Annotated in this window: 11 protein-coding genes; all 11 read right to left on the bottom strand. The window is 71.1% G+C overall.

Features of this window, described 5'->3' with window-relative positions:
* Nucleotides 1–46: 46 nt before the first annotated feature.
* On the bottom strand, nucleotides 47–1,324 hold the full coding sequence (locus BBK14_RS31885) for a beta-ketoacyl synthase N-terminal-like domain-containing protein (RefSeq protein ID WP_071066857.1): 1,278 nt from the start codon (nucleotides 1,322–1,324) through the stop codon (nucleotides 47–49).
* The gene (locus tag BBK14_RS31880) at nucleotides 1,321–2,592 is read right to left on the bottom strand and encodes a beta-ketoacyl-[acyl-carrier-protein] synthase family protein (protein ID WP_071066914.1); all 1,272 of its coding nucleotides are present in this window, start codon (nucleotides 2,590–2,592) and stop codon (nucleotides 1,321–1,323) included. Before BBK14_RS31880 ends, BBK14_RS31885 begins: the two co-directional genes overlap by 4 nt.
* Before the next feature lie 77 nt (nucleotides 2,593–2,669).
* Nucleotides 2,670–3,092 (bottom strand): cupin domain-containing protein, encoded by a 423-nt coding sequence (locus BBK14_RS31875; protein WP_018505688.1) that lies wholly within the window; start codon nucleotides 3,090–3,092, stop codon nucleotides 2,670–2,672.
* Between the two features lie 10 nt (nucleotides 3,093–3,102).
* The gene (locus BBK14_RS31870; protein WP_071066856.1) at nucleotides 3,103–3,597 is read right to left on the bottom strand and encodes an SRPBCC family protein; all 495 of its coding nucleotides are present in this window, start codon (nucleotides 3,595–3,597) and stop codon (nucleotides 3,103–3,105) included.
* Nucleotides 3,598–3,646: 49 nt separating this feature from the next.
* Nucleotides 3,647–3,904: an acyl carrier protein gene (locus BBK14_RS31865; protein WP_071066855.1), complete on the bottom strand. Its 258-nt coding sequence runs from the start codon at nucleotides 3,902–3,904 to the stop codon at nucleotides 3,647–3,649.
* Between the two features lie 391 nt (nucleotides 3,905–4,295).
* On the bottom strand, nucleotides 4,296–4,673 hold the full coding sequence (locus BBK14_RS31860; RefSeq protein WP_018505685.1) for a TcmI family type II polyketide cyclase: 378 nt from the start codon (nucleotides 4,671–4,673) through the stop codon (nucleotides 4,296–4,298).
* A 332-nt stretch (nucleotides 4,674–5,005) separates the two neighbouring features.
* A complete protein-coding gene (locus BBK14_RS31855; protein WP_020459985.1) occupies nucleotides 5,006–6,004 on the bottom strand; it encodes a LuxR C-terminal-related transcriptional regulator in 999 nt (332 codons plus the stop codon).
* A gap of 62 nt (nucleotides 6,005–6,066) precedes the next feature.
* Nucleotides 6,067–6,690 carry a GTP-binding protein gene (locus BBK14_RS31850; RefSeq protein ID WP_020459984.1) on the bottom strand — a complete coding sequence of 208 codons (624 nt, stop codon included), beginning with the start codon at nucleotides 6,688–6,690 and terminating at the stop codon, nucleotides 6,067–6,069.
* Nucleotides 6,671–7,042: a DUF742 domain-containing protein gene (locus tag BBK14_RS31845; RefSeq protein ID WP_020459983.1), complete on the bottom strand. Its 372-nt coding sequence runs from the start codon at nucleotides 7,040–7,042 to the stop codon at nucleotides 6,671–6,673. Before BBK14_RS31845 ends, BBK14_RS31850 begins: the two co-directional genes overlap by 20 nt.
* Before the next feature lie 116 nt (nucleotides 7,043–7,158).
* Nucleotides 7,159–7,578 (bottom strand): roadblock/LC7 domain-containing protein, encoded by a 420-nt coding sequence (locus tag BBK14_RS31840; RefSeq protein ID WP_018505681.1) that lies wholly within the window; start codon nucleotides 7,576–7,578, stop codon nucleotides 7,159–7,161.
* The gene (locus BBK14_RS31835; RefSeq protein WP_071066854.1) at nucleotides 7,578–10,988 is read right to left on the bottom strand and encodes a sensor histidine kinase; all 3,411 of its coding nucleotides are present in this window, start codon (nucleotides 10,986–10,988) and stop codon (nucleotides 7,578–7,580) included. The genes BBK14_RS31840 and BBK14_RS31835 overlap by 1 nt, the downstream gene beginning before the upstream one ends.
* Between the last annotated feature and the right edge of the window lie 987 nt (nucleotides 10,989–11,975).

Raw genomic sequence — 11,975 nt, 5'->3', positions numbered from 1 at the left:
ATCCCCCGGCGCGCCGACGGCGTCGTCAGCGCGCCGGAGAGGCAGGTCAGTCGGTGTCGACCGCCCGCAGGACGAGCGAGCTGTTGAACCCGCCGTGGCCGCGCGCGTTGACCAGCGCGACCCGGACCCGGCCCTCGCGCGGCGAGCGCACCAGGTCGAGGCCGTGGGCGGGGTCGGGCTCGTCGAGGTTGCCCACGGCGGGGATCACCCCGTCGCGGATCGACAGCAGCGCGGTCGCCGCGGCGAGGGCGGAGCCGCCGGCGCACAGCCGTCCGATGAGCCCCTGCGGGGCGGTGACGGGCACCGCTCCGGCGCCGAAGACGGCCCGGATGGCCTCCGCCTCCAGCGCGTCGAGGTCCGGTGAGCCGGCGCCGTCGGCGAACACGACGTCGACGTCGGCGGGGGTGAGCTCCGCGTCGGCGAGCGCGCGGCGCATCGCCGCGGCCAGCCAGCGCGAGTCCGCCGGCGCCTGCTCGTGGTGCGCGCCGTCGTGGGTGGCCGCGTAGCCGGCGATCTCGCCGTAGACGCGGGCGCCGCGGCGGGCCGCGGCAGCCGGGTCCTCGACGAGCAGGGTCGCCCCACCCTCACCGGGCAGGTAACCGTTGGCGCGGACGTCGAACGGCTTGTAGCCGTCCGCGGGGCTCGCCGCGGAGCTGACCCGGCCGCTGCTGAGGTGGCAGGTCAGCGCGTACGGCGTCAGCCCGCACTCGGCGCCGCCGGCGAGCACCGTGGGGGTGCCGCGCCGGATGGTGCGCCGGGCCTGGGCGAGGCTGTCGACGCCGCCGGCGCCGTCGGAGACGAGGACGCCTGACGGGCCCTTGAGCCCGTGCCGGATCGAGGTCTGGCCGGTCGTCGCCGCGTAGAACCAGGCGATCGACTGGTAGACACTGACCGCGGTGCGCCCGCGCGTCCACAGCCGGGACAGCTCCCGCTGGCCGAAGTCGTTGCCCCCCGAGCCGCTACCGAAGACCACCGACGTCTCGTACGGGTCGTGCTCGGCCGGGTCGTAGGCGGCGTCGGCCAGCGCCAGCTTGGACGCGGCCATGCCCATCCAGGTCCAGCGGTCGGTCTGCACGAGGTAGCGGTGGTCGACGAACTCCTCGGCGACGAAGTCGGGGACCTCGCCGGCGATCCGGGTGTCGTAGCGGCTCGCGTCGAACCGGGTGATCGGCGCGACGCGCAGCTCGCCGCGCAGCGTCGAGGCCCAGTAGGCGTCGAGGCCCACTCCGCTGGGCGCGATGACCCCGAGCCCGGTGATGACCGGCCGCACCGGGCCCGCGGCCCGGCCGACCGTACCGGCCGGCGCGGTGTCCAGGACGGTCATGCCCGGTCCGCCGAGGCCAGGACGATGGCCGACTGGAACCCGCCGAACCCGCTGCCGACCGACAGTGCCGCGTCCACTGTGTGGTCGCGGGCGGTGTTCGGGACGTAGTCCAGGTCGCACTCGGGGTCGCGGGTCGACCAGTTCGCCGTCGGCGGCACCACGTTGTGCTCGATCGCCAGGGCGCAGGCCGCGAGCTCGATGGAGCCGATCGCGCCGAGGGAGTGGCCGACCATCGACTTGATCGAGCTGACCGGCACCTCGTGGGCGTGGGCGCCCAGCGACCGCTTGAAAGCGGCCGTCTCGTGCCGGTCGTTCTGCTTCGTCCCCGACCCGTGGGCGTTGACGTAGTCGACGGCGGACGGGTCGAGCCGCGCCTGGTCCAGGGCGATGCGGATGGCCTCGGCCATCTCGACGCCGTCCGGGCGCAGGCCGGTCATGTGGAAGGCGTTGGACCGCGAGGCGTACCCGCCGACCTCACAGTAGATGCGCGCGCCACGGGCCCGGGCCGACTCCAGCTCCTCGAGGATCAGCACGGCGCTGCCCTCTCCCATCACGAAGCCGTCGCGGCTGGCGTCGAACGGCCGCGAGGCGTGCTCGGGGTCGTCGTTGCGGGCCGAGGTGGCGCGGATGGCGTCGAAGCAGGCGATGGAGATCGGCGAGAGCGGCGCGTCGGAGGCGCCGGCGATCACGATGTCCGCCTCGCCGTCGACGATGAGCTGGTGGCCGTAGCCGACCGCGTCGATGCCGGAGGTGCACCCGGTGGAGACCACGAACGACGGGCCGTGCGCGCCGAAGCGGCAGGCGATCTCGGTGGCCAGGCAGCTCGGCACGAGCGCGTGGTAGAGGAACGAGCTCGCGTAGCGCGGGTCGACCTCCCAGTGCTTCCCGCCGTCGCTGACGACCACGTACTCGTTCTCGAGCCGGGTGGTCGCCCCGACGGCGCTGCCCATGCTCACCCCGACGACCGGCCCGTCGCCCGGCTCGCGTTCGGTGCCGCCGACACCGAGGCCGAGGTCCAGCCCGCTGTCGGCCACCGCCTCCGCGGCCGCGGCCAGCGCGAACTGCACGAACCGGTCGTTGCGCGCGATCTCCTGGCGGGTGAGGCCGGCGGCGAGCGGGTCGAAGTCGCATTCGGCCGCGACCTGTGACCGGAACGGCGACGGGTCGAAGAAGGACAGCCGGCGGGTGGCGGTGCGGCCGTCTGTGAGCAGGGTCCAGAACTCTTTGCGGTTCGAGCCACCGGGGGCGACGACGCCGACCCCGGTCACCGCGGTGCGGCGCGGACCCCCGTCCCGTGACGCCGGCCCGTGAGCGTCGTCCGGCCGCGACCGCTGCGTGGGTTTGTTCACTGCTGCGACTGCTCAGGTAGCGGCTCGGTGTCCACGTGCCCGAGGTCGGGCCGCGGCGCGAGCGGGCTGAGGTGGAAGACGAGGAAGGCCACCTCGTCGCCGGTGTTCACGATCCGGTGCCGCATGCCGATCGGGATGAGCAGGCCGTGCTCGGCGGGCAGCGCGGTGTGCTCGCCGTCGAGGCGGGCGGTGACCGCGCCGCTGACGCAGTAGAGGAACTCCTCGGAGTAGGGGTGCCAGTGCTCGGTCACCACTTCTTCGGGCTGCAGGGTGAGGGTGCCCAGGAACCCGGACTTGGCGCCGACGGTCGCCGGGGACAGCAGCGTGCGGATGTCACCGCCGCGGCGCCGGTTGGCCGGCACGTCGTGGATCGAGAGGACCTTGGGGACCGTCAGGGGCGCGGGGGTTGCGATGCTCACCGTTATCTCCTCAGACCTGCTCGGGAACCTGGACCTGGTCGGCCGCCGGCGCGGCGGCGCGGGCCGCCGCCTCGACCTTGCCGCGGATGGCCGCCTGCTCGCGTGGTGTATTCGTGTTGATCCGCTCGGTCATCTGCTCGGTCGTCACCGGCGCCGTCGGGCGCATCTTGAAGTCCTGCACCCAGCGCATCCGGGTGCCGGTGCCCTCGGGCAGGTACGTCCACTCGATGTGCATGTACTCGAAGGGCCCCGTCTCCACCCGGTAGGCGCGGACCTTGTGGTTCACCGGGTCGAGGGTGCGCTCGGACACCCAGCTCCAGGATGTCCCGTTCTCGTCCGGGTGCATCGTCAGCCGAAACTTGAAGGTGTTCTCGGCCTTCTCGAGGATCTCGACCGAGGCGTACTCGGTGAACAGCGACGGCCAGGACTCCAGGTCGTTCGTCATGGACCAGACGAGGTCGATGTCGGCATCGATGAAGATCGAGTTGTCGGTGTGCCCGCTCATGTGTTTCTCCGGTTCGCTCACTGGAGGGGAATGGTCTCGGCCTGGAGTCTCAGGCGACCTCGGACTGCAGGAGCGCGCTGTTCACCGTGGTGAGGATGTCGGCGAGGGTGTATCCCTCCGGCGCCTCGTTCGGCAGGTCGACACCGAACCGCTCCTGTACCTCGGCCTGGAGCTGCAGGTAGGCGAGCGAGTCCAGACCGATGTCGGTGAACGTCACGCCGAGTTCGGTCGGACGGTCCTCCGGCGGCAGGCCGGCCTGCTCCACGAGGAAGTCGAGAAGCTCGTCGGCGGTCCACTGCAGGGGCATCTGCGTTCCCTTCTCACCATTCCCGCGTCCGCGGGATACGGTTGTGACATCAATCTCTGAAACTCGGGCAGCCTGAAAGCTCGAAAGACAGCGCTCCGGAGACCGGGCGGCCTGAACCCAGGGCACCCGAAACCACGGTGACCTGCGTTCGGGGGGGCTGGGAGCGGACGGCCGGCGGACCGCCGGCCGCGGGCGCGCGGACCCGGCCCGGACAGCGGCGTCCGAGGCTCGGGCAGGGCGGCCTGCGGGCATGGCGGGGCCACCAGCCGCGCGGGGCGGATGGCTGCGCATGCGACGAAGGTCGGGACGGCCCGTTCGTCCTGCGGCGGCCGGCCGCGCGGAGGCGGAGCCCCGGGGCCGGCGCGGAACCTGGTCCCGCGCCGGCGCGGGCTCAGGGACCGCTCTGATCGGCCACCCAGGTGTAGAAGCTGTCGGCCATCGCGTCCCGGGGGCCGCGCCAGGTCTGCGGGTCGTACGCCGCGATGTACTTCTCGAGCTTGCTGTTCACGTCGACGAACAGCGGGTGCTCCCGAACCGGCGGCAGCGTGCCGTTGATGTCCGCCCGGCTCTCGATGAGATGGAAGTACAGCCCGTGGAAACGGAAAAGGTCGCGCCGGGCGACGCCGACGAGATGTGGAAGCTCGCCGGCGTCCGACTCCGCGAAGACGTCGGCGACCGCACCGGCGTCTTCGGGGTTCATCCGGGCGACAATCAGCGTCCGCTGGCTGGTCGTGCGTTGGTTCGGAACCGAGCCGGATTCCGTCGGCACTCGATCTCCTCTTTCGCCAGTCACGATGAACAGGCTGCGCCGCGCGTGTTCGAACACGGCCGACCGCTACCGAAGGGCCGGATCGACCMGAAGGCACCGGCCATATCGGATGCGCTCGGCACCAACACGCGCAAGTGACCGGTCTCACGCGTTCGCCGGTCGGCGAAGCCACCTGGCCGGTTCCTGCTGTGGTGGTCCGCGCCAGTTATACGTAATTCCGGTTGCTCATCGGAATCATGCGGCCCATCGGAACTTCTGTCCGGCATTCCGGGTGGCAGGAAGTTGCCCTGACCATCTACTGCCAACGATCCGACCAACTGATCACAACGCGGTTACAACCAACCCCGCCGGGCCGCGACCGTCCCGGCCTGAAAGCGGCTACGGGCGTCCAGGCGGGTCATGAGGTCGGCGACCATCCGACGCACCGTACGGACGGACACCCCGAGATGGCGGGCCGCCGCCTCGTCCTTCACACCCAGGCTGAGCAGCCTTAAAAGCAGCCGCTCGGTGTCGTTCGGCCGGTCGTCCGCAGGGCTCTCCAGGTCGCCGTCGGCCTCCGCGGCCAGCGGCTCGGCGCTGTCCCAGACCTGCTCGAACAGCATCGTGACCAGGTTCGCCAGCGCGGGCGAGCGCACGATCAGCGCGTGCGGGTCGGTGCCGTGCTGCACGAACTGCACCAGCCCGACCCGGCCGTCCACGGTCGTCGCGTCGATGCGCGGGTCGTCGGCGAGCCGGGCCTCCAGGCCGTGCGAGGCGACCGTGCGGACGTAACCGACACCCGTCTCGTCGGTGCTGACCGTGCGTGGGAGGACGCTGCGCATCGCGACACCGCGCTGCAGCGCCCGCAGCTCGACCGGGAGAACCTCCGCGGTCAACGCCGGCGGGCGGCCGCGCCGGGTGTGCAGCGCGAGCACCTCCTTCTCGGCCCGGCCGACAAGGGTGAGCAGTTCGGCCCGGGCCTGGTCGGCGCTGTCGATGTGCTCGACCTCCGCGCCGTCCCCACCGGGCCGGTTGTCCAGGTACTCCGAGACGAACGTGCTCACCTGTGCCCGGGCCCGGACAAGCCGCTCGTGGCGGCGGATGAGCGCCTCGTGCTGAGCCTGGAGCAGATGCTCCAGACCGGCCTCCGGGTGGACGGCGACCAGGTGGCCGGGGTGTTCGGTGGAGGGCAACAGCAGTGACAACTCGACGAGCCGGTCCCGTGACCGGCGGACCGTGTCGTTCGCCTGCCCCACCGCCGTGGCCACCCCGTCGACATCCATGTCGGGATGTCTCAGCCACAACCGGTAGGCCGACAGCGTGACGTCGTCGAGACCGAGAAGCTCGAGCAAGATCCCCTTCCCAGGTCGAAGCGGATGGTCCGCGGGCGCTGGGGCGGCACGCGCGGTGTCGTTCACCGTGAGCCGGTCGGCAGCCCCGGTCGCTGACTCTCCGCGGAGACCACCTCCAGGGCGTGGCGGACCAGCGCGATGAGCGACTGGCGCACCGACTCCCGCTGGCGGGCGTCGCACAGCACCATCGGCCGGCGGGGGTCGAGGTCCAGCGCCGCGCGGATGTCCTCGCTGCGGTAACGGCGCGCGCCCTCGAAGTGGTTCAGGGCGATGAGGAACGGGATGTCACGTTCCTCGAAGTAGTCGATGGCGGGAAACGAGTCGGCGAGACGGCGGGTGTCGACGAGCACGATCGCGCCGATCGCACCCAGGACGAGTTCGTCCCACATGAACCAGAAGCGGTCCTGGCCGGGGGTCCCGAACAGGTAGAGAATCACGCTGTCGACCAGGGTGATTCGGCCGAAGTCCATGGCCACCGTCGTCGTCGTCTTGGACGCGACGGCGCTGGTGTCGTCAACACCGATACTCGCGGACGTCATCGCGGCCTCGGTGGTGAGCGGGGGAATCTCGCTCACCGCGCCGACGAACGTCGTCTTCCCGACTCCGAAACCACCGGCAACGATGATCTTGACCGGATGCGGCGCCGGTGTATCGGCCGCTCGGGTCCTAGAGAGCCTGGAGTCCACTGAGCACCTTTTCGATAATCGCCACGCTGGGGCGGTCCGACGTTCGTTCGGGCCGGTGCACACTCACCAGCCCGGCGTCGAGCATGTCGCCGACGAGCACACGTGCCACGCCGACTGGGAGGTTGAGTCGGGCGGAGATCTCGACGACGGACTGGAGCCGCTGGCAGAGCACCGCTATGGCACGCTGCTCCGGTTCCAGCGTGGTCGCGATGGCCCGCCCCTGCGGAGAGGTGGACACCAGGGCCACCAGATCTAGGGTCCGGTTACTGGGACGGGTGCGCCCCCCCGTGACGGCGTAGGGCCGCACCACCGGCCCGGCCTCGTCGTCGAACCATTCCTCATCCCCTGACACCGCGGTCCTCCTGCCTGGGATCGTCATTTGCCCGCGGTGGCCGCGTCACCGGTTCCAGCCCGTGGGGAACGGGCCGGAACCGGTGACGCGCCACCGCGCGTGCATTCGGACAGGTCCTAAATCGGCAGCGCCGACTGCATTTCGGCGCGAAGCTCCGGCGTCAGAAACTCACCCACCCTCGTCACCAGCAGCGCCATCTCGTAGGCGATGAGACCGATATCCGCGCCCGGGCTGCTGAGAATAGCCAGGCACGAGCCGTCACCGACCGCGGTGACGAACAGGAATCCCGCCTCCATCTCGACGATGGTCTGCCGAACGTTACCGCCGCCGAAGAACCGGCCGGCGCCCCGGGCGAGGCTGTTGAATCCGGACGCCACCGCGGCGAGCTGGTCAGCGGTGGCCCGGTCCATTCCACGCGAGGTCGCAAGCAGCAGACCGTCCGAAGAAAGCACGATCACATAGGTGACCTCGGGGACCTTCTTGACCAGGTTGTTGAGCAACCAGTTCATGTTCTCCGACGGCCCCAGCGGACGCATCAGGTTACCTTCCTCACATCATCTCCGTCATTGGACACCGTTCCGTCCTCGATCCCACGGCCGAAGTTGGCCTGGAAGGACGACATCATGCTGCGGATCTCCTCGGGTGAACGAGGGCCCGCGGCGAGCGCCGAACGGCCCGCGTCCGCGTTCTCCCGGCGCAGCTGCGGCGCCAGGTTCGCGCGCCGCCGCCGCTTGGGCAGGCCGAGCTCGTCGAGACCGTCGTCGGCGGACTCCTCCGCCGCGGCGGCTCCCGTGTCGAACGGGGGTGCCGCCGGCGGCGGGTTGGCCCCGGGGTAGGCGGAGCCCCCACCGGTGGACTGCCCCGGGTGCGACGACCGGGCCGAGCGGCGGAAGGCGCCGTCGCCGATGCCGCCGTCCTGGCGTCCGGGGTAGGCCTGTTCCGCCCCGCCGTACCCGTTCTCCCGCATGGGACGGCCGAATTCCTGGCCGCGGTCCGCGCGGGGCTCGCGGTAGCCGGTCCCGTCCCCGGCCGGGCCCTGCTGGCCCGGTGGCGTGTAGTCGGCGCGGGCGTAGTCGCCCGAGGCCCGCCCGGTCCGGGAGCGGGACGGCAGCCCGGCCCCGGGCTGGGAGTCAGCCGAACCGAAACCGTCACCCGAACCGAAGCCGTCACCCGAGCCGAAACCGTCACTCGAGCCGAAACCGCCGCCGGTCTCCTGCCCCTGGCCGCCGTCGTTCCCGGGACCGCCGTCGTTCCCGGGACCGCCGTCGTTCCCGAAGCCGCCGCCGGTGCCGAAACCGGACCGGCTGAACTCGGCGGTGTGGTAATCCGAGTCAGCGAAGCCACCCGATCCGTTGCCGGCCATGCCGTTGGCGCCGACATCGGTCGCGCCGCCACCGAAGCCGCCGGCGTAGCCGCCGCCGTCACCGAAGCCCGCGTCACCGTAGCCGCCGCCGTCACCGAAGCCGTTCGGACCGAAGCCGCTGAACTGACCGGTGTCGGGCGGAGCGCTGAACAGCGAGCCGCCACCGAACTCGCCACCGCCCGGAGGCGGACCGAACAGCGAGGCCGCCGGGTCGGACCGTCCGTCGGACCAGCCCGTGTTCCTCCCGGCCCCCGCGTCGTCCGGGTAACCGGCGCCGTCCCGGGACGGCGGGAGCTCGGCCCGCCGCGTCGGGCCGGTCAGCTCGCCCGGACGGCGCGGCGGTACCGGACCGTCGTCGTCTCCCTCGCCGTCTGTCCGGTTCCTGCCACCGGGCTTCTCCGCGACGAACCAGCTCGACCGCGCCGTGGCGAAGACCGGGAGGTCGTCGATCAGCGTCTCGTCGGCGCTGGGGCCGGCACCGTTGACGGCTCCGCCCGCCGACAGCGCCGCCGCGTCCAGGGCGTCCCCGGGGATGTCCCCCGCCCAGTGGCCGTTGCTCTCCGGGCCGGACGCGCCGGCCCCCACCCGCTCGCTGGTGCCGTTGAGCGAGCCGGCCAGGCCCGAGCCCTGGGCGCCGACGCTCGACGCGCCGACCGCGGCGAACTCGCGCGGACCGCTGTCCTCGCCCTTGTCGTCGGAGGCACGCAGCAGGGTCGCGGGCAGCAGGACGATCGCCATCGTGCCGCCGTACGGCGACGGCCGCAGCCGCACCTGGACGTCGTGCCGCTCCGCCAGCCGGCTGACCACGAACAGACCCAGCCGCTCGCTGGTCGACAGGTCGAACGGCGGCGGGTTCGCCAGCCGGTTGTTGAGCGCGTCGATCTCCTCCTGGTTCATCCCGAGCCCGCGGTCCTCGATCTCGACCACGAAGCCGTTGGAGACCGGGTGCCCGGCGACCTGCACGGGGGTGTGCGGGGGCGAGAAGGAGGTCGCGTTCTCGATCAGCTCGGCGAACATGTGGATCACGTCACCGACGGCGTGGCCGGAGACGGCGCCGCCGGTGATGGGCAGGACCTTGACCCGGGTGTAGTCCTCGACCTCGGCGACGGCACCGCGGACGACGTCCTTGATCGGAACGGGCCGGCGCCAGCCACGGGCGGGCTTGGAGCCGGAGAGGACGATGAGGTCCTCGGCGTGGCGACGCATACGGGTCGCGAGGTGGTCGAGGCGGAACAGCTCCTCGAGCTCGTCCGGGTCGGTCTCCTTGCGCTCCAGCGCGTCGATGATCTTCAGCTGGCGGTGGATCAGGGCCTGGCTGCGGCGGGCGAGGTTGAGGAAGGTGTCCCCGATGCTCTTGCGCATCGCGGCCTGCTCGACGGCGGTGCGCACCGCCACCTCGTGCACCGTGGCGAACGCCTCCGCCAGCTGGCCGATCTCGTCCTTGCTGGTCGCGGGTACCGGGAAGGACTCGGCGTCGATGTCGACGGGCTCACCCCGGTGCAGCCGGTCGACGACGCTGGGCAGCCGGTCGTTGGCGACGTCGAGCGCTCCGCCTCGCAGCCGGCGGAGCTGGCCGATCATGGGGCTCGCGACCAGCAGCGAGATCACGACCGAGAGCACGAGAATGAATGCCACGCCGATGCTTCCGAGCAGGGCGTCCCGTGAGGCCGTGGAGGCGATGTCGCGGCTTGTCGCCGCCAGGTCGTTGGCGATCCGCACCTCGACGTCGTGCATCTGCGCGATCTTGCCGTCGGCGGCGGTCCGCCAGGCATCGAGGGTGACGTCGGGAGYCTCCTGCCCGCTGAACCTGTTGACCACGTCTTCGCGCATCTGGTTGACGCCGGTGGCCGAGCGCCCGACCGTGTTCGTGAACAGCTCCAGCTCGGCCGGCGTCGCCGTGGAGCGGAACTGCTCGGTCCAGGCGGTCTCGGCACCGGCGTAGGCCAGCAGAGCACGCAGCATCTGCGGCGTGGCCTGACTCGAGGAGAGCATCTGAGCGACAGATCCACGCTGCTGGGAGGCTTGTTCCTTGGCCTGGGCGATACCGGCCAGCGTGGTAGAGCCGTTGACCAGCTTGGCGTCCGAGCTACCGGCCGCGATCCGCGCGTTGAGCAGCAGCAGCTCGTTCACGGCCTCGTTGTAGAAGGCCCCGTTCGACGCGATCTCGGTCTGGTGCGCGTCGATCTGCTTGCGGTGCTCGCCGAGCTGGTCGAGATGGGTACGGATGGAGCTCAGCGTCGTGCCGAGGGCGTCGCGCGCGGATGCGGGCAGCGCCTGCTCGTCGGCCAGGTAGACGGCGAGGGCGTCGTCCACCGGTTTGCGGGCATCCACAGCCTGCTGGCCCAGCATCGGGATGAGGAAGTTCGAGCCGACGTAGGAGTTGGTCGCATAGCGTTCGCGCTGAAGCACGTGGACCAGGTTGTTACCTTTGATCGAGAAGTCGGCGAGCGCCTCGATCCGGTTCGCGGCCCGGACGTTGTCGACGTCCCCGCGCACCTGTATCGCGCTCAGCACGGCCAGCGCGGCCAGCGGGACGATGAGAATCACCACTAGCTTCGAGCGGATGGGCCAATTCCGGAGCATCCAGTCCTCTCGTCCGACGCCCCGGGGTTGGGCGCCTCGTGTGCGGGTTGAGCGAGTCGCTCATTCGATGCCTGGTCCGCGACGGACGGCGCGCGACAAGGGCGGACCGCGATCGAATGACACCCGGCCCGMGCCCGCCTGAAAGCGTCCGACGTCGGACAACTGTAGCGAGCCTGCCTGCAAGTCCCCTCAGCACGTCCCATCAGCACACCGATGAGGACGGCGAGAGTGGGCGACCTTTGTCAACCGGCTCACGGAAGGGGTATTCCCGGCAGGAATCACGGAATCACAGGCTGTAAGCGCTCCCCGCCTTGGCGCCAGCGATTGTTGGACGCCCTTTGATATACAGGAATACATACGGCATGGTGATGCACATCACATCAGGCGTGGTCTAGGTCCTGTCCCGATAGCCGTCAGCAGGCGTACTACCTGCGCATTCGCAAATGGGAACCGATCACCGTCGACGAACGGCGCAGCGGACGGGGAAGCCCCGGCGGCCCGCGGCGGCCCATTCGCCCGCGGCGCAGGCCACCATGCCCGGCGCCCGAACGCGGGCCGACACGCCCGAGGCATCCGACGGCACGGAGCGCCCCGGATGAGCAAATTTGCCGCCCGTTGGGTTGAAGTCGGGTTTGGGTTCGCGATCCGGAGCGCTGCGCCGACCCGCCGCGCGACCCGGCGGCCATCCACCGCCGGCGCCTCGGACGGTCGCTGTCGCGGCAGCCGAACTCACTGCCGCGTGACGGCGATCCCGCGCGCAACCGCGTGAAGACCCAGGTGGGACGTGCCCCGGAGAGACCGGCCGGGACGGACCGGGTCCCGCCCTCACACCCCTGGATTTGACCGAAAGCGGCATTCCTCGTGTAGCAGCTTCGACCAGGCCGCTCCCCGCCGACCGCACCGCCCAACCCGGTTTGCGCTGCTGGCCACCAGACATCCTCGCTGGCCACCGGACGTCCCGCCGGCCGCCGCGCGCAACCCGCGGAC

It is taken from the genome of Parafrankia soli (genome assembly GCF_001854695.1).
Taxonomy (GTDB): domain Bacteria; phylum Actinomycetota; class Actinomycetes; order Frankiales; family Frankiaceae; genus Parafrankia; species Parafrankia soli.
Note: the sequence above shows the minus strand (reverse complement) of the source record. Positions and strands in the feature narration are given on the sequence as shown.